A 22,578-nucleotide genomic window follows, 5' to 3' on the forward strand; every position below is an offset into this window, starting at 1 on the left:
AAGCAAAACCGCCCGGTGTCCACACCGGGCGGTTTTTCCTTCAGATCATCTGAAAGATGATCCCTGCGATCACTGCGCCGATTATTCCCAGGCCCAGATAGGTCGCAAACACTTTCGGCCTGACCAGCGACCATACCGCAGCCATGGCCGGGATCGAGCTGACCGCACCCGCGATCATAAAGGACATTGCTGCCCCGGCGCTCATCCCCTGCTCCATCAGACCTGCCAATAGCGGCGGCGCGACATATGAGTTCAGATAGGCTGGCATCCCAACAAGTGCCGCGATGATTATGGGCAACACGCCGTTTCCTCCGACCGCGCGTGCGATCAGATCAGCGGGTACATAATTGATTAGCAACGCCTCGAGAACATAGGCAAGCGCCAGCCATTTCAACAAGAACAGGCCGTTTCGAAAGAACTCGCTACGAAATCTATTCCGGCGCGCAGGGTCATGCCAGAATTTCCAGACCGGTTTGTCCTCTTGCTTAGGTCCACAACTGCCGCATCCAGCTGGTTGGTAGTTCCGCAAAGGTTGGGTCAACACACCGCTGCGCGTCATGGTGCGCACGACGAATCCGCCAAACAGGCCAAGTGCCACTGCGGCTAAGGCTTTTCCGATAGCAAAGGGCCATCCCAAAGCGCCAGCCGTAATCAACAGCGTCGGCGGGTCGATCAGCGGAGAGCTGAGCCAGAACGCCATAACCGCAGACAGTGGCGCCCCAAGCGCCAGTAAACCAGCAATGAACGGGATGACCTCGCAGGAACAGAATGGGGCCAACCCGCCAAACAGGGCAGCCAAAAGGATCATCCGCGTCTCGCGGCCCTCAAAGGCTCGGGCCACCATGACTTCGGCACCGGTGGCCTTGAGGTATGACAACAGCAGCACAGCAAACAGAATATATTGGCCGGTATGGGCCAGTGCCTTACCGGCAAATGTTATCACCTCCATTAGATTGCCTGGGTCGAGTATCGCCACCGCGATCAGAATGGCGACAATCACCGCCCATGGGGTTTTGATCAGGTCGAAGACGGTTTTGAACGGGGCTCGAGGGCTCTGAGTAAGGTCAGCCATCGTTTGCCGCCTTTCCAATTTCGTCCGCACAACATTCCGACAGAATGAACTGCGCGAGGTTTCTGAGATGGTCATACCGGGCACGGTTGATCGTGGTGCGCCCGATCTTTTCCTGTTCGACAACATCACCGGCCGCAAGAAACCGGAGGTGATGGGCCAGCGTCGACGGGGCAATGCCGGTTCTCTCCTGGATTTCACCTACGGTGAGCCCGGTCTCTCCGGCGCGAACGAGTGTCTTGAGGACTTTCAGTCGCGCCTCTGACCCCATCGCCGAAAATCCTGCTGCAGCGGTTTCCCACATATCCACAACTCCAATAAACTAGATTTCTAGTTATATAGAAGTATTGAAAGCTACCGTCAACAAATTCTGATCAGAATTCGTGAAAAGAGAGTGAGTCCAGATTGCTCAATCAATAAGGCCACTCTATAAGGTCTTATGGGGATTTCAGTAGATACGTTCTTTCTAGAGCTGAATGGGCAAGGCACCTTGCAGGCCCAGATTCAGCAGATGATTGCAGAAGGCATCCTGTCAGGCCGGTTCCATGTCGGAGAAAAGCTGCCCTCGTCGCGTAAACTGGCCTCGCATCTGGGTGTCAGCCGGATCACCGTGACATTGGCTTATACCGAGCTGTTGGCCAATGACTACCTGACCGCCCGGGGCCGATCTGGGTATTATGTGTCGGAAAATGCGCCAGTACCGCCTAAATACACGCCCATCCAACGGGGCACTGAGACCGTGGATTGGGACAAGGCGCTGGCCCGCCGGTTTGTAGATTCGGATGTGTTGCCCAAGCCCTGGAATTGGCGGGACTATACCTATCCTTTTATCTATGGTCAGGCGGACCGAACCCTGTTCGATCATGCCAACTGGCGACTATGCGCAGTGCGGGCATTGGGGCACAAGGATTTCGAATCGCTGACCCGCGACTATGTCGATCAGGACGATCCGTTGCTGATCGAGTTCATCGCCCGCCACACTCTGCCCCGCCGTGGAATCTCGGCCCGCCCCGAAGAAATATTGATCACACTGGGGGCGCAGAACGCACTTTGGCTGGCGTCGCGCATTCTGCTGACTCACAATCACACCGCCGTCATCGAAGACCCCTGTTACTATGCGCTGCGCAGCCTGTTGAACCATTGGGACTGCGCGGTCGTACCCATTGGCGTGGACAAGGATGGCCTGCCACCCGAGGCGCTGCCCGATGAAACGGATGTCATCTTCACCACGCCCAGCCATCAGAGCCCGACAACCGCAACCATGCCGATCACCCGTCGCCGCCAACTTTTGGATCGTGCACGGGATCTGGACGCAATGGTGGTCGAGGATGACTATGAATTCGAAATGGCGTTTCTGGGGGCGCCCTCACCCGCGCTGAAGTCCATGGACCGGGATGGACGTGTCATCTATGTGGGCAGCTTCTCAAAATCGCTGTTCCCTGGATTGCGCCTTGGTTACATGGTTGGATCCGAGCCGTTTATCCGCGAGGCGCGCGCGCTGCGCTCTTTGGTGCTGCGCCACCCGCCGGGCCACATTCAGCGCACTGCAGCGTATTTTCTGTCTCTGGGACATTACGATGCTCAGATCCGGCGCATGTCCAAAGAGCTGTCCAAGCGGCGGGATGCAATGGACAAGGCTATCGACGAATACGGGCTGTCGGTGGCCGGGCGCGGTGTGATGGGCGGATCTTCGATGTGGATGTCCGCCCCCGAACATGTCGACATGTCCCAGCTGGCGCGCAGCCTGCAAAACCAAAGCGTTCACATCGAGCCTGGTGCACCGTTTTTCGCAGGGCCAGATCGGCCACAGAACTTCTACCGGCTCGGATACTCATCCATCGCGCCCGACCGCATCGCTCCGGGCGTGAAGCTGATCGCGGATGCCATCCAAACGCAGTAGCCCGCGTCTGGACCTAATCCGCATTTCGTTTTGGACCTAACGCCATTCCGTCCCTTGGGCCACAACCGTACCCAAAGGCTGGGCTGATCGTCCGGCTTCATCCACAAATCCGCGGAGACAAATCAGATGAAAATGACCACCGAAGAGGCCTTTGTTAAAGTTCTGCAGATGCACGGGATCGAGCATGCGTTTGGGATCATCGGTTCGGCGATGATGCCGATCTCGGATATTTTTGGAAAAGCTGGCATTACGTTCTGGGATTGCGCACACGAAGGCTCGGGTGGGATGATGGCTGACGGGTACACACGCGCCACCGGCAAAATGTCGATGATGATCGCGCAGAACGGACCCGGGATCACCAACTTTGTTACTGCCGTCAAAACCGCCTACTGGAACCACACCCCGCTGCTGCTGGTGACCCCTCAGGCCGCAAACAAGACCATGGGTCAGGGCGGTTTCCAGGAGATGGAACAAATGCGCATGTTCGCGGACTGCGTCTGCTACCAGGAAGAAGTACGCGACCCTTCGCGGATGGCCGAAGTTCTTAGCCGCGTTATCACCAAAGCCAAGCGCGCCTCGGCACCGGCACAGATCAATGTTCCACGTGATTTCTTCACTCAGGTTGTCGATATCGAACTGCCTGCCGTAGTTGAATTTGAACTGCCTTCTGGCGGCGCATCAGCTGTTACCGAAGCCGCCGCGCTGCTGTCGGATGCCAAGAACCCTGTCATCCTGAACGGAGCGGGCACGGTTCTGTCTGCGGGCGGCATCGAAGCCTCGAAAGCACTGGCCGAGCGTCTGGACGCCCCGGTTTGTGTTGGCTACCAGCACAATGACGCCTTCCCGGGCTCGCACCCGCTGTTTGCTGGCCCGTTGGGTTACAATGGCTCGAAAGCCGGTATGGAGCTGATAAAAGAAGCAGACGTGGTTCTGTGTCTCGGCACTCGCCTGAACCCGTTCTCGACTCTTCCTGGCTATGGTATGGAATACTGGCCGGCGAATGCAAAGATCATTCAGGTTGACATTAACCCCGACCGCATTGGCCTGACCAAGAAGGTATCTGTCGGTATTGTTGGCGACGCAGCCACCGTTGCAACCAATATCCTGGCACAGCTGTCGGACACCGCAGGTGACGAAGGACGCGATGCACGCAAAGCGAAGATTGCGGAAACCAAGTCACGCTGGGCGCAGGAACTGACTTCGATGGACCACGAGCAGGACGATCCGGGCACAACCTGGAACGAACGCGCCCGTGCAGCCAAGCCCGACTGGATGAGCCCGCGCATGGCGTGGCGCGCCATTCAGGCAGCCCTGCCGAAAGAGGCGATCATCTCGTCCGACATCGGCAATAACTGTGCCATCGGCAACGCCTACCCATCCTTTGAAGCGGGCCGCAAATATCTGGCCCCCGGGCTGTTCGGCCCCTGTGGATACGGATTGCCATCTGTCATGGGTGCCAAGATCGGTTGCCCGGATGTGCCTGTCGTTGGATTCTCGGGTGACGGCGCCTTTGGTATTGCTGTAACCGAACTGACCGCAATCGGCCGCGATGAATGGCCCGCAGTCACCCAGATCGTTTTCCGCAACTATCAGTGGGGTGCTGAAAAGCGCAACTCGACCCTGTGGTTCGACGACAACTTTGTCGGAACCGAACTGGACACCAAAGTGTCCTATGCCGGTATCGCTCAGGCCTGTGGCCTGAAAGGTGTCGTGGCCCGCACACAGGATGAGCTGACTGCAGCCCTGAATCAGGCCATTGAGGATCAGAAGAATGGGATCACCACGCTGATCGAAGCCATGATCAACCAGGAACTGGGCGAGCCGTTCCGTCGGGACGCAATGAAGAAACCGGTCGCGGTGGCAGGCATCAGCAATGACGACATGGAACCGCAGGCCGGGGTATAATCCGCGTGAAACCGCTGCGCGCCATTCTTGGGACGGCCAGCGCGTCGGACAAGATCATCGCCCTGTCAGAGGGCGATGATCCCCGCGTCGTGGAAGGTGCGGTCAGGGCCGTAAAAGAGGACGTTGCACGGATCATCCTGATCGGCGACGGGGCCAAAATTTCGGCCCTTCTGGATGCGCATGAAGGATTTGATCCCACTCGGATAGACATTCTTGACCCGGCGCATTCCTCAATCACCACGGAACTGGCTGAAGCGCTGTTTAATCGCCGCAAGCACAAGGGCATGACCCTTGAAGAGGCAGGGCAACAGATCACCAACCGGCTGACCTTTGCCGCCATGCTGGTGCATCAGGGTATCGCTGACGGCACCGTGGGCGGAGCGGTTGAAACCACCTCTGACACAGTTCGCGCGGCGTTGCAGATCATCGGAACAGCGCCGGGTACAACAATGGTATCCAGTTTTTTTCTCATGCTGTTCTGCCAGGATCATCACGAGGTCAAAGGCGCGCGCATCTTTGCCGATTGTGGCCTGGTAGTGGATCCAAACGCCGAAGAAATGGCGGAAATTGCCCGCGCATCGGCCGCATCCTATTCAGCTTTGACTGGAAACACGGCGCGTGTGGCGATGCTGTCTTTTTCCACCTCGGGAAGCGCCGAACATCCAAAAGTATCCAAGGTCGTCGAGGCAACCCGGATCGCACGCGAAAAAGATCCGAACCTTCTGATCGACGGAGAGCTGCAGTTCGATGCCGCCTTTGTCCCCGAGGTTGCGGCGCAAAAGGCGACGGATTCGCCACTGAAGGGCGAAGCGAATGTCTTTGTCTTCCCCAGCCTGAATGCGGGCAATCTGGGCTATAAGATCGCACAGCGCATCGGAGGGGTTGAGGCAATCGGGCCAGTCCTACAAGGCCTGGCCAAGCCGGCAAATGATCTATCGCGCGGCTGTACGGCAGAGGACATCCTTCACATGATCGCCGTGACTGCTGTTCAAGCACAACATGGCGAAAACGGAATATAAGTCTCGACAAGTCCGTGAAAAACAAATTTTATTCCGGTTCCCGGCAATACTCGGGGGAATACCGGTCTGCAAACTACAGGGGCGCCTATGAACCAGCCAGTGATTGACACCTCGCCCAAAGTCTCGGACGAGATCCGGCAGACCACCTGTTACATGTGCGCCTGTCGCTGTGGCATCAACGTTCACATGAAAGACGGCAAGGTCGCCTATATCGAGGGCAACCGAGACCACCCGGTGAACAAAGGCGTTCTGTGCGCCAAAGGGTCCGCGGGCATTATGCAGGTTAACGCGCCGTCGCGCCTACGCAAACCGCTGCGCCGTGTCGGCCCGCGCGGATCGGGCGAGTTCCGCGAGATCGAGTGGGACGAAGCGATCAGCACAGCCGTCGGCTGGATGAATGAGCTGCACGAGACAGCGCCGCAAAAGCTGGCCTTCTTTACCGGTCGCGACCAAAGCCAAAGCTTCACCAGCTTCTGGGCTCAGAATTTCGGCACCCCAAACTATGCGGCCCATGGCGGCTTCTGTTCCGTCAACATGGCCGCAGGCGGCATCTACACCATGGGCGGCGCGTTTTGGGAGTTTGGCCAGCCCGACTGGGACCACACCAAGCTATTCATGCTGTTCGGCGTAGCCGAAGACCACGACAGCAACCCGATCAAGATGGGCATCGGCAAGATCAAGGCACGCGGCGCACGGGTGATCGGTGTGAACCCGATTCGATCAGGCTATAACGCCGTCGCCGATGACTGGGTCGGGATTACGCCCGGCACCGACGGGCTGTTCATCCTGTCGCTGATCCATGTGCTGATGAAGGCCGGCAAGATCGACCTGGATTACCTCAGCCGTTATACCAACGCGCCTGTTCTGGTGAACGCATCCGAAGGCCCCGAGAAGGGTCTGTTCTTGCGCGATAGTGACGGCAAACCGCTGGTGATCGACCGGGCCACAGGCGAACTCACTGCGTTCGACAAGCTGGGCGTGCGCCCGGACTTGTCGGCTACTTACGAAAAGGACGGCGTCACCCATCGCCCGGTTTTCCACCTGATGGCCGAGAAATACCTAAGCGACGAGCACGCCCCTGAGGCCGTGGCTGACCGCTGTGGCATCCCGGCCAGTCGCATTCGCGCCATCGCGGCGGAAATCGCCCGCGTCGCCTTTGACGAGGCGATCGAGCTGGATCAGGAATGGACCGATTTCCGCGGCGAAACCCATGCTAAGATGATCGGTCGCCCGGTCAGCTTCCACGCCATGCGTGGCATCTCGGCCCATGCCAACGGGTTCCAGACCTGCCGCGCGCTGCATGTGCTGCAGATCATCCTCGGTACGGTTGAGGTGCCTGGCGGCTTCCGCTTCAAACCACCCTACCCCAAACCGATCGAGGCGCATCCGACACCGCATGGCGACCGCCGCCCCGGTCGCCCGCTGGAGGGCCCGCACCTGGGCTTCCCCCGTGGCCCCGAAGACTTGCTGCTCGATGACTGCGGCACGCCACAGCGCATCGACAAGGCCTTTACCTGGGAAAACCCGATGTCGGCCCATGGGCTGATGCATATGGTGATCTCAAACGCCGCCGCCGGTGATCCTTACAAGATCGACACGCTGTTCATGTATATGGCGAATATGTCGTGGAACTCCTCCATGAACACCAAAGGTGTGATGGAGATGCTGACCGCCAAGACCGAAGACGGCAAATACGTCATCCCGAACATCATCTACTCGGATGCCTATTCCTCGGAAATGGTGGCCTATGCCGACCTGATCCTGCCCGATACGACCTATCTGGAACGGCACGACTGTATCTCGCTGCTCGACCGCCCGATCTGCGAGGCAGACGCCGCCGCCGACGCAATCCGCTGGCCGGTGATCGAGCCCGACCGCGACGTGCGAGGCTTTCAGTCGGTGCTGGTGGAACTGGCCAACCGCATGAGCTTGCCAGGCTTTACCAACGAAGACGGTACGCCGAAGTGGAAAGACTACGCTGACTATATCGTTAACCATCAGCGAAAGCCCGGTATTGGCCCACTGGCCGGGTTTCGAGGCGAAAATGGCGACAAGGAAGGTCGTGGCGAGGTCAACCCCGACCAGCTGAATCGCTACATCGAAAATGGCGGCTTCTACGTCGCGCATATCCCCGAAGGGGCGGATTACTACAAACCCTGGAACGCTGCCTATCAGGATTGGGCCGTGGGCATGGGAATCTACGACAGCCCGCAACCCTATCTGTTCCAACTCTACTCAGAACCGATGCGCAAATTCCAACTGGCCGCCGAGGGTCATGGCGACCGCCAGCCCCCGGAAAATCTGCGTCAACGCCTCAAAGACACCATGGACCCGCTGCCGATCTGGTACGAAACCGACCAACAGGGCAACGAAGGCTTCACCATCAACGCCCTGACCCAGCGCCCGATGGCGATGTACCACTCATGGGGCACCCAAAACGCCTGGCTGCGCCAGCTACACGGGCGCAACCCGCTATACGTCCCAACCAAACTGATGCGCGAACACGGGCTGCAGGACGGCGACTGGGCCAAAGTCACCTCTCCGCACGGGGAGATCACCGTGCCGGTCATGGAGATGGCCGCGTTGAACGAAAACACTGTCTGGACCTGGAACGCCATCGGCAAACGCAAAGGCGCATGGGCCCTGCAAGAAGACGCGCCCGAGGCCACCAAAGGCTTTTTGCTGAACCACCTGATCCACGAACTGCTGCCGTCAAAAGGCGATGGAATGCGTTGGGCCAATTCTGATCCGATTACAGGTCAGGCTGCTTGGTTCGACCTGAAGGTCAGGATCGAAAAGGCGGCGCCACCTTCGGATGCAGAAAGCCAGCCCGAATTCAAACCGATCAAATCACCGGTCGGCACCGGACCAAAAGATCTGGCGTGGAAGGTAGGAAAATGACCCAGCTCCCCCAATCCACAGACAAGAAAATGGGTCTGGTCATCGACCTGGACACCTGTGTCGGCTGCCATGCCTGTGTGATATCCTGCAAAGGCTGGAACACCGAAAACTACGGGGCGCCCCTGTCGGATCAGGACGCTTATGGCGGCAACCCGTCCGGCACCTTCCTGAATCGCGTACATTCCTACGAGGTCCAACCCGAACAGGGTCACGCTCAGCTGATCCACTTCCCCAAATCCTGCCTCCATTGCGAGGACGCGCCCTGCGTCACCGTCTGCCCCACCGGGGCCAGCTATAAGCGGGTCGAGGACGGTATCGTATTGGTCAATGAAAGCGACTGTATCGGCTGCGGGCTTTGCGCCTGGTCCTGCCCTTACGGCGCGCGTGAGATGGATATGGCCGAGGGCGTGATGAAGAAATGCACCCTCTGCGTGGATCGCATCTATAACGAGAACATACCCGAAGTGGACCGCGTGCCATCCTGTGTCCGGACCTGCCCCGCCGGAGCCCGCCATTTCGGTGATCTGGGCGACGCAGATAGCGATGTCAGCAAATTGGTCGCCGAACGTGGTGGCATGGATCTGATGCCTGAATTGGGCACCAAGCCCGTCAACAAATACCTGCCACCTCGCCCTAAAGATCAGATCGAGGACCAGATCGACATTCTCGCGCCCCTTCTGGCCCCGGTAGCCGAAGAGCCCAAGGGCTTTCTGGGTTGGCTCGACAAGACACTGGAGAAGCTCTGATGCATCCGGCCCCATCCGTCATTATCTTCACCACCTTGTCCGGTCTGGGCTTTGGGCTGCTGTTTTTTCTGGGCCTTGGGATGCCGGATGTCACCGGATGGGTGGCCTTCGTATTCTATGCCATGGCCTTTGGCCTGTCGGTGGGTGGGCTGATGGCCTCGACCTTTCACCTGGGCCATCCTGAACGTGCGTGGAAAGCATTCACCCAATGGCGGTCAAGCTGGCTCAGCCGTGAGGGTTGGTGCGCAGTGATCGCCTTGATTCTTATGGGCCTCTACGCGCTGGGCGCTGTCATCTTTGGTCAGCGTTGGGGTGTTCTGGGCGTCCTTGGCGCGTTGTTTTCGCTGGCAACAGTTTTCACCACCTCAATGATCTACACCCAGCTCAAGACAATCCCACGTTGGAACATGAAACTGACACCAATCATGTTTCTGAGCTTCAGCTTTGCCGGTGGCTCGCTTCTGGCCGGTCAGGTCAGCCTTGCCGTCCCTCTGTTGGTGGTCGCTGCCGTTGCGCAGACATTTTACTGGTGGCAAGGGGATAAGGCATTTGCGAACTCAGGAACAAACCTTGGCACCGCTACGGGTTTGGGGCAGCGCGGGGCAGTGCGTGCGTTTGAGCCTCCACATACAGGTACAAACTATCTTCTGCGCGAATTTGTCCACGTGGTTGGCAGGAAACATGCGGACAAATTGCGGGTCATCTCGTTTGTGCTGGCCTTCCTATTGCCGGTCATCCTGCTGATCCTGCCGTTCAACCACTTCTTCGCTCTTCTGGCTGCGCTGTCGCATGTGGCAGGCGTTGCAGTTTCGCGCTGGCTGTTTTTTGCGCAGGCCGAGCATGTCGTGGGTTTGTATTACGGCAAACGGTAAAGAAGGGGGCCAGCCCCCTTCTTGGCCCTAACAGGCCAATTCATCCCCCGAGGTATTTTTGGCCAGATGAAGATCGGATCAGGCCAAGAACACCCCTGGTTACAGCAGACCTGCGTGGTTCATGGCTGCGTCGATGGCTGTTTTGGTGCTGTCGTCCAACGTGGTCAGGGGCGAGCGAACTTCTTCGCTGCACAGGCCCAGCTTGCTGAGGGCGTATTTGGCCCCGACCAAACCGGGTTCGATAAAGATCGCCTCATGCAGAGGCATCAGGCGGTCCTGATAAGTCAGCGCTTTGGCATAATCCCCCTGCAGGGTGGCCTGCTGGAATTCGGCACATAGCTTGGGCGCAACATTCGCCGTGACCGAGATACAGCCCACACCACCATGCGCATTGAAACCCAGCGCCGTGGCGTCTTCGCCCGACAGTTGGCAGAACTCGGGCCCGCAAGAGGCGCGCTGTTGGCTGACACGCCCCAAATCTCCGGTTGCGTCTTTAACCCCAACGATCCTTGGCAACTCGGCCAGCTCACCCATCGTCTGGGGCGTCATGTCGATGACGGAACGGCCTGGAATGTTGTAGATGATGATCGGAATATCAGAACAATTATGTAGGGTACGGAAATGCTGAATTAGGCCCTTCTGGGTCGGCTTGTTGTAATACGGGGTCACCACCAGAGCGGCATTCGCGCCGACTTGCTGCGCAAATTGAACGAATCGGATCGCCTCGACCGTGTTGTTCGAGCCCGCACCAGCGATCACCGGGACACGACCGGCTGCGGCACTGACAACTTCTGCTACCACCGTTTCGTGTTCTTCATGGCTGAGGGTTGGGCTTTCACCGGTGGTCCCCACCGGCACCAAACCGGTCGAGCCTTCCTGAATTTGCCATTCCACCAAACGTTTGAGCGTGCCCAGATCCAACTCGCCATTCGAAAACGGGGTAACGAGGGCTGGCATCGAGCCTTTGAACATGACACGCTCCTTGCTGTGCGGTTAGCAATTTTTGCGCCTTGGGCAATCACATTCCTAGCAATGTGTGTTGATCCCGCTGGCGCAAGGTTTATCCTAAATGGCTCTATCCTTGGTTGGTTGGGAAATGCAAGGCATGACACGCGTTCTGGCGCTTTTGACAGCGGTGATTCTGGCATCCTTCGGGCCGGCCCAAGCCGACTCGGTGGGCGATCTGCGCGCTGGCATGTATGAAATGCGCAAGGGCGATTGGAACGCCGCGCTGCAAGAGGCAGGCCCGCGCGGATCTGTGTCACGTGACATCATCGTATGGCATTGGCTGCGCGAGGGGTTCGGAAGCTCGGGCGATGTGCTGGTATTTCTGAACCGCAGGCCGGATTGGCCGGGGCTGGCATGGTTACGGCGCGAAAGCGAACCCGCCTTTACCGGGGCTGACCCGGACCGGGTGTTGAAATTCTACGCCGGCACTGCCCCACAAACGGCGGAAGGGGCGCTGAATTTCGCCGTAGCGCTGAAGGCTAAGGGACGGCAGGGTGATGCGCAGGCGGATATCGTCACCGCCTGGCGCACGATGCCGATGGGATCGGGCCTGCAGAAAGACTATATCGAGAACTTTGAAACATTGCTGAAACCCCACCACGCGGCGCGGCTAGACCGGATGCTGTGGGACGGTCATCTGATCAGCGCAGGACAAATGCTGCCATTGGTGAATGACGATCAGCGCAAGCTGGCCGAGGCGCGGATTGCATTGCAAAAACGTGCGCCGGGTGTTGATGCCAAAGTAGGCGCGGTTCCCGATTCCGTGGCCGGATCGGCGGGGCTTGCCTTTGACCGCTTTGTCTGGCGAGACAAAAAGGAACTGGATGACAGTGCGATTGATCTGATGCTGGCGCGGTCATCCAGCCCGGATGCTCTGGGCGAGCCAGACAAATGGGCCGAGGGCCGTCGCCGGTTGGCCCGGCTTGAGATGCGCAACGGTGATATGAGCCGCGCATACAAGATTGCCTCTAGTCACCATATGACGCCGGACATGGGCTATGCCTATGCCGATCTCGAATGGCTTTCCGGGTTCCTTGCCCTGCGTCGGTTGAATGATCCCGCAACGGCTGTACGGCATTTCCAAAACTTCTCGGGCGCGGTGCAGTCACCGATTTCCAAGGGACGCGGCGGGTATTGGCTGGGTCGGGCCTATGCCGCGCAGGGGGATGCGGAAAAGGCTTATGAGGCCTATGCCATGGGTGCTGATCACCAGACCTCGTTCTACGGGCTTCTTGCCGCCGAACGGATAGGGCGCCCCTTCGACAGCGATCTGGCAAACCCGCGAAGGGCACCGCACTGGAAACAAGCGGAGTTTGCCGATTCCAGCGTTCTGGAAGCGGGGCTATTGCTGTTGCGCGCAGGTGAGGCAAACCTATCCGAGCGGTTCCTGACCCATCTGGTTGAGGGGCTCGACCCCGTTCAGGCAAGTCAACTGGGCGATTTGGTCATCGAACTGAACGAACCACATCTGGCGGTGATGATCGCCAAGCGCGCCGCGACCACCGGCGTTGTCCTGCCCGCCGCGTATTACCCGGTTCATCCGGTGGCAGATCTAGGCCTGCCTATGGCAAAGGAAATGACGCTAGCAATCGCCCGGCGCGAAAGCGAGTTTGACCCGGTTGTCATCAGCGGCGCGGGCGCGCGCGGGCTTATGCAGGTGATGCCCGCAACGGCGAAAGTTGTGGCTCGGAATATGGGCATCCTAAGCAGCCACCAAACCGGAAAACTGACCTCGGACTGGCGATATAACGCCAAGCTGGGGGCGAATTACCTGTCCGAGCTGGCAGCAGAATTCAACGGCAATGTGGTGATGATGGCTGCGGGGTATAATGCCGGGCCGGGCAGGCCGATCTCGTGGATGAAACGCAATGGTGACCCGCGCCGGGGTGAGGCCGATATCGTCGACTGGATCGAATTCATACCCTTCAGCGAGACCCGCAACTATGTCATGCGCGTCGCCGAAAGCCTGCCTGTGTATCGCGCACGGTTGGGGCAGCAGGCGTTGCCGGTGCCATTTTCCGAGGAACTGATCGGGTCAACTCTGGCGTCGTTCGCGCCATAAAGTGAACAGTCCGGCGGCAATAACCAATGTGGCCCCTGCAACAACCGCGGGTCGCAAGCTTTCACCAAAGACCGAGATTCCCAGAATGGCGCTCCACATCAGGTGAAAATAGGCAAAGGGCTGCACGGCGCTGGCCTCGGCCATTTCGTAGCACTTAATCAACAACCAATGCCCCAGAACTCCGGTCAGGCAGAGTAGGCCCATCCAAACCCAGTCACCGCCCTGCATAGGTTCCCAAAACCACACGCCCACGGCCGTCATGGCAACCGCCCCGGCGATCCCGGTCCAGAAAAAACTGGTGGCGGTAGTGTCGCGCCGCGCCGCATAGCGGGTCAGCAGGCCATAGACGGCAAACATCAGGGCCGAGATCAGCGGGATCACCGCCCAAGGGTTAAAGACGCCCACTCCCGGCTGCAGGATGATCAGCACGCCGATGCAGCCCACGCCGATGGCGGACCAACGGCGCCAACCGACTTTCTCGCCCAAAACCGGGCCGCTGAGTGCCGCCACCAGCAGCGGGTAGCAGATGAACACGGCCTGGCTTTCGATCAGGCCCAGGATGGTAAAGGCATAGACCGCGACGCAAATCTCTCCGGCCAGAAGCACCCCGCGCAGGATCTGCAGGCCAAGCTGACTGGTGCGGGCCGTGGCCGCGATACCGCCGGGTGCACGCAGCGCCAGAGCGACGACAAATGCTGCGAAGAACCAATAGCGGATCATCACGACCATATAGGTGTTATAAGTCCCGGCCAGATGGCGCGAGATACCGTCCTGCAGCGCAAAAACCACAGTCGCCGCGATCATCAGCGCGATACCGGCGCGAGTGTTGTTCTGTTGGGTCATGGCTTGACCGCCCGCGTCATGTGACGCTTGCGCCCATAGCCCGGCGCGCGGGTGACGTTGAACCCCGCGTCTTGGAGCCCGCGCCGGACGAACCCGGCGGCGGTATAGGTGGCGGCGGTTCCATTGGGCGCCGTGTGGTCGGATACCTGCTGCATCAGCTCTGCGCCCCAAAGCTCGGGGTTTTTGGCAGGCGAAAACCCATCCAGAAACCACGCATCCGCCTGCCCCGACCATGCGGACAGGGTGGACCGCGCGTCGCCCTCGATAACCTCAAGCCGCAGGGTGCCCAGATCGCGGGTACCGCCCTGCCATTGGGACAGGAACCGGTCGGCCCAAGGGGACAACTCAGGAAAGGCGGCCAGAGCGCGCGTCATGTCGTCTGGCGCCATTGGATAGGCTTCGAAACTAGTGAATGTCAGCGGGGTCGTTTGGCCAGCCTTTTCCCATTCGGACCAGACAGTCAGCAAGTTCAGGCCGGTGCCAAAACCAAGCTCGGCAATATGAAACCCCGGCGCAAACCGCGCGGGCAGGTCATTGCCCGCCAAAAACACATGCCGCGTCTCCTCCAACCCGTTCTGCAACGAGAAATAGGGGTCGTCGAAACGGTCCGAGACGGGTATCTGCCCGTCTTTCCAGGTCAGTTCGGCGCGCTGGTCTGCCATCGGGGAATCCTGTAGCTAAGCGGCGCGACACTGAACAAGGAAAAGGGGAATGGCAATGGTCGATGTGACGGTGCGAGGCGCGGGCATTTTTGGCCTTTCGATCGCCTGGGCCTGCGCAAAACGCGGCGCAAAAGTTCAGATCATTGACCCTTTTGGGCCCGGTGCCGGGTCCAGCGGCGGTCTGGTCGGGGCTTTGGCACCACATGTGCCCGAGAATTGGAATGCCAAGAAAGCATTTCAATTCGAAAGCCTGATCATGGCCGAACCCTTCTGGAAACAGGTTGAGGCGACCGGAGGCGTCTCAGCCGGATATGCCCGGTTGGGTAGGCTGCAGCCCATCGCAGATAGCCTCACGCTGGATCTGGCCTATGCACGTACGGTCACCGCCGCGGAGCTATGGCAGGGGCGGGCCGAATGGCGCGTTGTTGCAATGGATGAGGTCGGGTCGTGGTGCCCTCCCAGCCCCACCGGCTTTGTGATCCACGACACGCTTAGCGCCCGGATGCACCCAAGGCGGGCATGCTCTGCACTGGTTTCGGCGCTGGCGGTGATGGGGGTTGAGGTCAAGACCGATGCGGCCAATCAAGGGCAGATCATTCACGCCACCGGGCTTTCCGGCCTGCTAGAACTGAACGACGCCTTTGGCAAAACGGTCGGCAATGGCGTCAAAGGACAGGCGGCTTTGCTGCGGTTCGATGCCGGGGACGTTTCCCAGCTGTTTGCAGATGCCGTTCACATTGTCCCGCATGCGGATGGCACATTGGCCATCGGATCGACCTCGGAACGGGACTATGACGACCCAACCAGCACCGATGCGGCGCTGGATGATGTCCTGGATCGGGCCACGCGGGCGGTTCCGGTCCTGCACGGTGCCGAAGTGATCGAACGCTGGGCCGGGATCCGACCCCGCAGCAAAAGCCGTGCGCCGATGCTGGGTGCACATCCGCTGCACGCCGGAGAATTCATCGCCAATGGAGGGTTCAAGATCGGCTTTGGCATGGCGCCCAAAGTGGCAGAAGTCATGGCCGAACTGGTGCTTGAAGGGCGCGATGAAATCCCCGCAGATTTTCAACCCGAGGCTTCTTTGTGACCTCCCTCGACAACACCCCAGTTCGCCTGCAACCAGACGATCCTATATTGCCACAGGTGTTACGCCTGATCCGCCACAGCTTTGCATTCATGGAGGGGCGTATAGACCCGCCCTCGTCAATGCATCGCCTGACCGAGGAAACGCTTCGGCAACAGGCCCGCGACCACGAGGTTTGGATCATAGGCAATCGCCCGGATGCGGTCGTCTTTCTGACACCCAAACAGGACAGCCTGTATCTGAGCAAACTGGCTGTGGACGAAACCCGACGTGGTCAGGGGCTGGCACAGCGTCTGGTCGATCTGGCATCCGCGCGGGCGGTTGAAATAGGTTTTGCTACGCTGGAACTGAAGACACGGGTCGAATTGGTCGAAAACCATGCCTCCTTTGCCCGGATGGGCTTTGTCAAAACGGCGGAAACGGCGCATCCCGGGTTCACCCGGGCGACCTCGATTACCATGCAGAAACATTTAGGCTGAGGCTTCGGCAATCATACATTGGCGCCCGTCTGCCGCACGCACCCACAGGGTATTGCCCCTCCGGCACAGGCTCGCAGTTTCGAAATGCATCAATGCCGAGGTTGCGCGGAAAGAAAACTGCGCCAATGGGCCCATCACATCTTCCGCAAACAACATCAGGTGCTGCGCCAAAAGCGGGCCATGCACGACCAGCCCGGGATATCCTTCGACATCACGAGCATAGTCGATGTCATAGTGAATGCGGTGTCCGTTAAATGTCAGGGCCGAGTAGCGAAACAGCATCGTGCTGTCGAAGGACAGCTCGCGATGTTCGGTTTCATCTTGCCTGGCCAGTGGTGCGGGAGGGGTGACCGTATCCGCCGAGGGGTCTTGGCGGTAAACCAGATCCTGCCATTCGGTCAGGCGCAGCGCACCGCCCTGCCAAACCTCGTGGCGCAACGTGACAAAGCCCAAGGGGCCGGTGCGTCCCGATTTCGAACTCGAACTTTCACATAGCGATCGCCGTTCGGCTAACTGACCTGCTATCAGAGGCGCGAAAAACTCCAAGCGTCCGCCTGCCCACATTCTGCGGGGTAGGCCCATATCGGGGATCAGGCCCCCGACTTTGGGATGTCCGTCGCGCCCAAGTTGGCCGGGTGGCTGCGGAGTCCAGAAATACAGGTGATGAAAGAACGGCGGCAACGCAGTGCCGCCCCTCGCAGTTGCCTGTTTCCCAAGCGCCACCTGCAGCGCGCCAGCACGGGCTGCGTCCATCACATCTGTCTGAATTTCCATCGACATAGCGCAAGATTAGGCGGCCTGCCCCATACGGGCAAGCAAACCGGCAGTTTCAGAAACCGGCCTCTGACCGCAAGTTCTTCATCAAGGTCCGAAGGGCGTTTTCATAGCGTTCGTTAACCAGCTTGCCCTGCGCGTCGAATTCGTTCGAACTGTCGGCCAGATGAATTTCCGGCCCTTGCAAGATGCGCGTCTGGAACGGAACCATATAGCTGCGCAGTATCATCTGTGCACGTTCCCCGCCGGCACGGCCCGCAGCGGCAGACATCACCGCAACCGGCTTGCCTGCCCAAGGCTTGTCCTTGGTGCGGCTGACCCAGTCCAGCGCATTCTTCAACACACCTGACGGCGCTTTATTATATTCCGGCGTCGAAATGATGACCGCATCCGAACGGGCAATCTGATCCGCCAAAATCTGGACGGTCACGGGAACCCCTTCGCCTTCTTCAAGATCACCGTCATATAATGGCAAGTTCAAGTCAGCCTCGATATGAGTGCCCGGCTCAAACAGCCGCGCCGCCTCGCGAAGCAGTTTTCGGTTGGTGGCATTTTGGCGCAGCGAACCTGACAGGCTCAGAAGGATCGGTTCGGACATAAAAGGTCTCCGTTCAGGCGTTTTCCAGAAGGTAGCGCCTGATCACCGCCAGCCAAAGCCCACTTGACGCGCAGTCAATGTGCAAAAACGGGCACCTTGTCGGTGCCCGGTCACATCAGGTGTTGCCGTTGGGGATGATTTCGATATCGACCCGACGATTCCGCGCCTTCCCTTCGGGTGTGAGATTCGAGGCCGCAGGTCGGTTCTCACCCAAACCGATGGTGCTGATACGGGCCCCGTTTACACCATTGGCTTGCAGAACATCCGCCACGGACCTCGCCCGACGCTCAGATAGGGCCTGATTATAAGAGGCTTCGCCATCACTGTCCGTATGGCCAATGACCTGAACGGCCGAGTTGGGATATCTCACCAAGTTCTGACCCACCCGGACCAAATCAGAACGCAATGCAGGCCGCACGGTCGAGCTGTCGGTGTCAAAGGTGATGTCGTTGGGGACGGTAACAATCAGGCGGTCGCCCGCGTTGACGATTGTGATGCCGTCATTTGCCAGCTGCTGGCGCAACTCAGCCGCCTGGCGGTCCAGTTGATTGCCGATAAGGCCGCCACCTGCTGCACCGATTGCACCACCAGCCAGCGCACCCAGAAGCGGATCCGAGTCGTTCGCAATGGCCCCGACACCGGCACCAACCAACCCACCCAAAAGCGCACCCTGTTTGGTATTTTGGTTGGGGTCCGAGGGCAAGTTCAGCGTTCCGGGGTCGGTGCAGCCCGCCAAGAACAAGGCCGAGCAAAGCCCAGCAGAAACAACAAGCTTGGAAATCGTCATGATATCACCTTCTGCTCAGAGGCCCGTTTGCCGGGTCCCATTATTTGGCACAGTATATCGCGCTGCCCCCCCGCAGGCTCAAGCAACAATCAGGTGATATCGGCGAATACCCGCCGTTCAATGGGCCTCGGCAGGGGAACCCCATTGGTTCTGCTCCTGCCAGATCTCCCGCAGCGGCTGCCCTTGGCCGCAGAAATGATCGTCAACCATTTCGCAGGCCCAGACGCGATCGGTCCGAAAATGGCGAAAACCGTTGCGCAATTCGCACCACGCAACCAGCATCGTGCACTCGATGTGATAGATCAGGGCAACCGGACGGACGACCCGTTCGGAGCGAACGTCTTGCGAGCTGACATATGTGAGGCGAAGTTTGCGCTCGTCCCGGATGGCTTCGCGGTAATTCACGACCGGGATACAGCCCTTGGCCGGATCATCAACCGGAGCCCCCCAAGGCGCGACCTGCAACCAGTCGGGACTTGCGCGCAGGCCTTCTATTTTCCGGCAAATGCGTTTGGCGGCCTCTTGCAGGGTACTGTCGCCGGTCCGTGCCAGCATTGACAGACCGACCCAAAGCGCCTCGACCTCTTCAGCGTCGAAGTTCAGTGGTGGCAAGTCATAGCCCCGCCGCATCAGATACCCGACGCCGGCTTCGCCCTCGATCGGTGTGCGTTGGGCCTGCAGTGCCGCGATGTCGCGATACACCGTGCGCACCGAGACTTCGAGCTTTTGCGCCAGCATCTCAGCGGTAACCGGGGCGTCGGCGGCACGCAGAATCTGGATGATTTCAAACAGGCGGGACGAACGGCGCATGGCAAACTCCGGTTTCTCTGCTGACACCTTAGCACACCCCCCTGACAACGCGCTGTCAGGAGTGATGCGGGATGCTGGTTCAACAATTCACAGGAGATTACTGATGCCCAGCCTCGACAATCACGTAATGATGACACTGCAACTGGGACGCTGGTCCCAGGACCATACCCTGCGCGCCTTTGAAATCGAACGCGAGATCATGGCCAGCCGACAGCCTTGCGCCCCTAGGAAACAGGTCAGACGATTTTCACTGGGCAATCTCAAACTGCTTTGGACCAACCCCGCCTGACTCTAGAACTCGGCATTTGCGCGAAACTTCATCGACGTCCCGCTATCGGGGCTTTTCAGCCGCAATTCCTCGGAATGCAGCATGAGGCGCGGGAAGGCTCGTGCCTCACCTTTTGCATAGAACGGATCACCCAAAATCGGATGGCCCAGCGCCAGCATGTGAACCCGCAGCTGGTGCGAGCGCCCGGTTTTCGGGAACAGGCGTATGCGGGTAGTGTTGCCTTCATATTTGACCACGCGCCAATCCGTCACCGCAGGTTTGCCGGTCTCATGACACACCATTTGCAGCGGCCTGTTGGGCCAATCCACAATCAACGGCAGATCAACGGCTCCGGTCTTTGCCTCGACCAGACCCCAGACCCGGGCGATATAGGTCTTGCGAGTTTGACGCTGTTCGAACTGCATGCTCAGATTGCGCTGAGCATGAGGGGTTTGGGCAAAAACCATCACGCCCGAAGTGTCGCGGTCCAACCTGTGTACAAGCAGGGCTTGCGGGAACGCCGCCTGCACACGGGTCAACAGACAATCGGCCAGATGCTCTCCGCGACCCGGTACGGACAAAAGCCCCGAGGGCTTGTTCACCACAATCAGATGCGCATCTTCGTGCAGCACATCCAGCGGTGTTTTCGGGGGATCGTAGGTCTCGCTCATGCGGGTCTGCCTATCGCAAGCGACAACCTCCCGCAACGTCGTGCTTGCCTGAACTGAATAGTTCAGCAAATCATGCGACAACTCGGAGGAGAAACAATGCACCCAACAATCGAACAACTCAAAGATGTCATCACAAAAGGCGATGACAGTCTGATTCACGAGTTTCTGGCCGAAGACGTGCGTTTTCTGCCGCCGACCTACTACAGCACCTGGGCCGGGCGCGAACCCGTGGCGGCTCTGCTAGGGCATGTGAAGCAGGTATTCTCGGACTTCAGCTATCGTCGGATCATGGGTGACGGCAAAGACTGGGCGCTGGAATTTCAGTGCAAGGTTGGTGATCTGGATGCGGTTGGTGTGGACTTGATCCGGCTGAATGATGAAGGCTTGATCGAAAAGTTCGAAGTGGTCATGCGCCCACTTAAAACTATTGCAGCCCTGCGCACCGAGATGATGGCACGCGTGGCAAAAGACCCTCGCTTTATCAATTTTAAGGACGCTTTGGGTTGACCAAGCCTGCCCGGATCGGAGCTGATCAGTTTCTGAGACTACCGCTGTTGCCACTATTGGCGGCACAGGGGATTTCAGTTCGACGAAAGGCGCGGTTCCTGCCCGAACCGACCGGGCCGCGCGAAGGCCGTGAAGGGCGCGGCCCGCGTTTGCGGTTGCTAATCGCAGGCGACAGCTCGGCAGCAGGTGTTGGCGCTGGCACCCAGGCGCAGGCTTTGTCCGGGCAGTTGGTCGCACAGCTAGCAAAAAGCCACAGTGTCGAATGGCGGCTCGAGGCTATGACAGGGCATACAACGCTGGATACACTGAAACGCCTTGACGGTCTGACAGATCAATTTGATGCGGCCATTACGGCGCTTGGCGTCAATGACGTCACCCGTGGCGTCACTAAAAAGCGGTTTGTCGAACACCAATCCCGTCTGATGCACCTGATCACCGACCAGCTTGGAGCCCGGCGTGTCATTGTAACGGCCGTTCCCCAGATGGGTCGGTTTCCCGCCTTGCCTCAACCGCTTGCCTGGGTGCTGGGGCGTCAGGCAGCCCGCCTGGACCAAGGCCTGCAACAGATTGCGACCGGTTTCCCGCAAATCCGCCATCTGTCCATTGATTTACCCGATGACCCGGCGCTGGCCGCACCGGACGGCTATCATCCCAGCCCCAAAGCCTATGCGATCTGGGCGCAGAAGGCCGCCGAATTGCTGCGTCAAACCTGAGCGCGTATCTGCCGGATCATCGGGATCGAATAGACCACAAGTGCGGCCCAGATCAGCGGAAACGCAATCATGCGGCCACGGTCAATCTGCTCTCCAAAAACCGCGATGGCAGTCACAAAAATCATGGTTGGCGCGATGTATTGCAGGATGCCCATCGTCGACAGGCGCACCAGTTTGGCACCATTGGCATAGATCAGCAACGGCACCGCGGTCACCACCCCTGCCCCGGCCAGCAGCATGGTGTCGGTTGCGACCAGCCCGAAATGCCCCGTCCCGTTGATCCCCAGCCAAGTCACATAAACCAATGCGGGGATCAGCAGGATCAGCACTTCCAGCAAGAACCCCTGATTTGGCCCGATGGGGAGTGAGCGTTTGAAGAAGGCGTAGAACCCCCAGCTGAACATAAGCCCCAGCGCCGCCCAAGGCAGGCTTCCGGCCTCTACAACAAGAACCACCACCCCGGCTGCGGCCAACCCAACAGCAATCAGCTGCGTCCGGTTCAAAGGTTCGCGCAGCAGCACCGCGCCCAGCGCGATACTGAACAGCGGATTTATGTAATAGCCCAGCGCTGCGTCCAGCGCATGCCCACTGGCAATCGCCCAGACATAGATCGCCCAGTTCACCGATATCAAAGCAGCTGTCAGGCAGGCCATACCCAGCATCTTGGGATCGCGCAGAGCTGACTTCAAATCCCGCGTCCGACCCAGTGCGATCAGCAATAGCCCGGCCAAAGGCACCGACCAGATGATACGATGCGCCACAACCTCAACCGGCGCGATATGGGCCATCGCCTTCATGTATAACGGCAAAAAACCCCACAAAACATAGGCCGTTACCGCCAGAACAAGTCCTTTTGGCGTATCGGCATTTTGTGTGGGTGTTGCGTCAGCCATTGCG

23 protein-coding genes are annotated in these 22,578 nt (G+C 59.0%); 12 read left to right on the plus strand and 11 right to left on the minus strand.

Translation table 11 applies throughout. From position 1 onward, the window contains the following. Positions 1–40: 40 nt before the first annotated feature. Both AC2FHX_RS15620 and AC2FHX_RS15625 read right to left on the minus strand, forming a co-directional pair. On the minus strand, positions 41–1,072 hold the full coding sequence (locus AC2FHX_RS15620; protein WP_496702648.1) for a permease: 1,032 nt from the start codon (positions 1,070–1,072) through the stop codon (positions 41–43). After that, positions 1,065–1,373, minus strand: coding sequence for an ArsR/SmtB family transcription factor (locus tag AC2FHX_RS15625; protein WP_496702650.1), 309 nt, complete (start codon positions 1,371–1,373; stop codon positions 1,065–1,067). The genes AC2FHX_RS15620 and AC2FHX_RS15625 overlap by 8 nt, the downstream gene beginning before the upstream one ends. A 135-nt stretch (positions 1,374–1,508) precedes the next feature. On the opposite strand from AC2FHX_RS15625, the gene pdxR reads away from it, so the two are divergent. The 6 genes from pdxR (at position 1,509) to AC2FHX_RS15655 (ending at position 10,412) form a co-directional block, all read left to right on the plus strand. Further along, a complete protein-coding gene (pdxR, locus tag AC2FHX_RS15630) occupies positions 1,509–2,969 on the plus strand; it encodes a MocR-like pyridoxine biosynthesis transcription factor PdxR (protein WP_282021956.1) in 1,461 nt (486 codons plus the stop codon). Between the two features lie 126 nt (positions 2,970–3,095). Further along, positions 3,096–4,874 (plus strand): sulfoacetaldehyde acetyltransferase, encoded by a 1,779-nt coding sequence (xsc, locus tag AC2FHX_RS15635; protein WP_142637005.1) that lies wholly within the window; start codon positions 3,096–3,098, stop codon positions 4,872–4,874. 5 nt (positions 4,875–4,879) lie between these two features. Continuing rightward, complete coding sequence (gene pta / locus AC2FHX_RS15640; protein WP_496677819.1) at positions 4,880–5,893, plus strand: phosphate acetyltransferase; 1,014 nt, start codon at positions 4,880–4,882, stop codon at positions 5,891–5,893. 87 nt (positions 5,894–5,980) lie between these two features. Beyond that, positions 5,981–8,794: a molybdopterin oxidoreductase family protein gene (locus AC2FHX_RS15645; RefSeq protein ID WP_496702653.1), complete on the plus strand. Its 2,814-nt coding sequence runs from the start codon at positions 5,981–5,983 to the stop codon at positions 8,792–8,794. Continuing rightward, positions 8,791–9,540 carry a 4Fe-4S dicluster domain-containing protein gene (locus tag AC2FHX_RS15650; protein ID WP_496702654.1) on the plus strand — a complete coding sequence of 250 codons (750 nt, stop codon included), beginning with the start codon at positions 8,791–8,793 and terminating at the stop codon, positions 9,538–9,540. The genes AC2FHX_RS15645 and AC2FHX_RS15650 overlap by 4 nt, the downstream gene beginning before the upstream one ends. Then, positions 9,540–10,412, plus strand: coding sequence for a dimethyl sulfoxide reductase anchor subunit family protein (locus AC2FHX_RS15655; protein ID WP_281973086.1), 873 nt, complete (start codon positions 9,540–9,542; stop codon positions 10,410–10,412). The genes AC2FHX_RS15650 and AC2FHX_RS15655 overlap by 1 nt, the downstream gene beginning before the upstream one ends. A gap of 99 nt (positions 10,413–10,511) precedes the next feature. Here the strand turns inward: AC2FHX_RS15655 and dapA are convergent, their stop codons facing one another. Further along, positions 10,512–11,384 carry a 4-hydroxy-tetrahydrodipicolinate synthase gene (gene dapA / locus AC2FHX_RS15660; RefSeq protein ID WP_496702656.1) on the minus strand — a complete coding sequence of 291 codons (873 nt, stop codon included), beginning with the start codon at positions 11,382–11,384 and terminating at the stop codon, positions 10,512–10,514. A gap of 133 nt (positions 11,385–11,517) precedes the next feature. On the opposite strand from dapA, the gene AC2FHX_RS15665 reads away from it, so the two are divergent. Continuing rightward, positions 11,518–13,482: a lytic transglycosylase domain-containing protein gene (locus AC2FHX_RS15665; protein ID WP_281995464.1), complete on the plus strand. Its 1,965-nt coding sequence runs from the start codon at positions 11,518–11,520 to the stop codon at positions 13,480–13,482. Here the strand turns inward: AC2FHX_RS15665 and AC2FHX_RS15670 are convergent. Further along, positions 13,456–14,325, minus strand: coding sequence for a DMT family transporter (locus AC2FHX_RS15670; RefSeq protein ID WP_496697645.1), 870 nt, complete (start codon positions 14,323–14,325; stop codon positions 13,456–13,458). The two genes, AC2FHX_RS15665 and AC2FHX_RS15670, sit on opposite strands and share 27 nt — an antisense overlap. Further along, complete coding sequence (gene mnmC2, locus AC2FHX_RS15675) at positions 14,322–14,987, minus strand: tRNA (5-methylaminomethyl-2-thiouridine)(34)-methyltransferase MnmC2 (protein ID WP_496702658.1); 666 nt, start codon at positions 14,985–14,987, stop codon at positions 14,322–14,324. Before mnmC2 ends, AC2FHX_RS15670 begins: the two co-directional genes overlap by 4 nt. Positions 14,988–15,036: 49 nt before the next feature. On the opposite strand from mnmC2, the gene AC2FHX_RS15680 reads away from it, so the two are divergent. Further along, a complete protein-coding gene (locus AC2FHX_RS15680; RefSeq protein WP_496702660.1) occupies positions 15,037–16,077 on the plus strand; it encodes an NAD(P)/FAD-dependent oxidoreductase in 1,041 nt (346 codons plus the stop codon). Continuing rightward, on the plus strand, positions 16,074–16,553 hold the full coding sequence (locus tag AC2FHX_RS15685) for a GNAT family N-acetyltransferase (protein ID WP_496692494.1): 480 nt from the start codon (positions 16,074–16,076) through the stop codon (positions 16,551–16,553). Before AC2FHX_RS15680 ends, AC2FHX_RS15685 begins: the two co-directional genes overlap by 4 nt. Here AC2FHX_RS15685 and AC2FHX_RS15690 read toward each other — a convergent pair. The 4 genes from AC2FHX_RS15690 to AC2FHX_RS15705 form a co-directional block, all read right to left on the minus strand. Then, a complete protein-coding gene (locus AC2FHX_RS15690; protein ID WP_496677824.1) occupies positions 16,545–17,333 on the minus strand; it encodes an HTD2 family dehydratase in 789 nt (262 codons plus the stop codon). The genes AC2FHX_RS15685 and AC2FHX_RS15690 overlap by 9 nt on opposite strands. Before the next feature lie 49 nt (positions 17,334–17,382). Beyond that, complete coding sequence (locus AC2FHX_RS15695; protein ID WP_496677825.1) at positions 17,383–17,925, minus strand: NADPH-dependent FMN reductase; 543 nt, start codon at positions 17,923–17,925, stop codon at positions 17,383–17,385. A 115-nt stretch (positions 17,926–18,040) separates the two neighbouring features. Then, complete coding sequence (locus AC2FHX_RS15700; RefSeq protein ID WP_142637036.1) at positions 18,041–18,712, minus strand: YiaD family glycine zipper/OmpA-like lipoprotein; 672 nt, start codon at positions 18,710–18,712, stop codon at positions 18,041–18,043. A 117-nt stretch (positions 18,713–18,829) separates the two neighbouring features. Next, positions 18,830–19,522 carry a helix-turn-helix transcriptional regulator gene (locus AC2FHX_RS15705; RefSeq protein ID WP_271949714.1) on the minus strand — a complete coding sequence of 231 codons (693 nt, stop codon included), beginning with the start codon at positions 19,520–19,522 and terminating at the stop codon, positions 18,830–18,832. A gap of 103 nt (positions 19,523–19,625) precedes the next feature. Here AC2FHX_RS15705 and AC2FHX_RS15710 point away from each other — a divergent pair, with 103 nt between their 5' ends. Further along, a complete protein-coding gene (locus tag AC2FHX_RS15710; protein ID WP_496692497.1) occupies positions 19,626–19,811 on the plus strand; it encodes a hypothetical protein in 186 nt (61 codons plus the stop codon). A 2-nt stretch (positions 19,812–19,813) separates the two neighbouring features. Here AC2FHX_RS15710 and AC2FHX_RS15715 read toward each other — a convergent pair whose 3' ends face one another. Continuing rightward, the gene (locus tag AC2FHX_RS15715) at positions 19,814–20,497 is read right to left on the minus strand and encodes an RluA family pseudouridine synthase (RefSeq protein WP_496702800.1); all 684 of its coding nucleotides are present in this window, start codon (positions 20,495–20,497) and stop codon (positions 19,814–19,816) included. Positions 20,498–20,557: 60 nt separating this feature from the next. On the opposite strand from AC2FHX_RS15715, the gene AC2FHX_RS15720 reads away from it, so the two are divergent. Continuing rightward, positions 20,558–20,968: a nuclear transport factor 2 family protein gene (locus AC2FHX_RS15720; protein WP_496702663.1), complete on the plus strand. Its 411-nt coding sequence runs from the start codon at positions 20,558–20,560 to the stop codon at positions 20,966–20,968. Continuing rightward, entirely contained in the window at positions 20,965–21,681 is a 717-nt protein-coding gene (locus tag AC2FHX_RS15725; protein WP_496702665.1) for an SGNH/GDSL hydrolase family protein, read from the plus strand. Before AC2FHX_RS15720 ends, AC2FHX_RS15725 begins: the two co-directional genes overlap by 4 nt. Here the strand turns inward: AC2FHX_RS15725 and rarD are convergent. After that, positions 21,672–22,574 (minus strand): EamA family transporter RarD, encoded by a 903-nt coding sequence (rarD, locus tag AC2FHX_RS15730; RefSeq protein ID WP_496702667.1) that lies wholly within the window; start codon positions 22,572–22,574, stop codon positions 21,672–21,674. The genes AC2FHX_RS15725 and rarD overlap by 10 nt on opposite strands. Positions 22,575–22,578: the final 4 nt, after the last annotated feature.

This window comes from Ruegeria sp. CDSC042 (assembly GCF_059610745.1).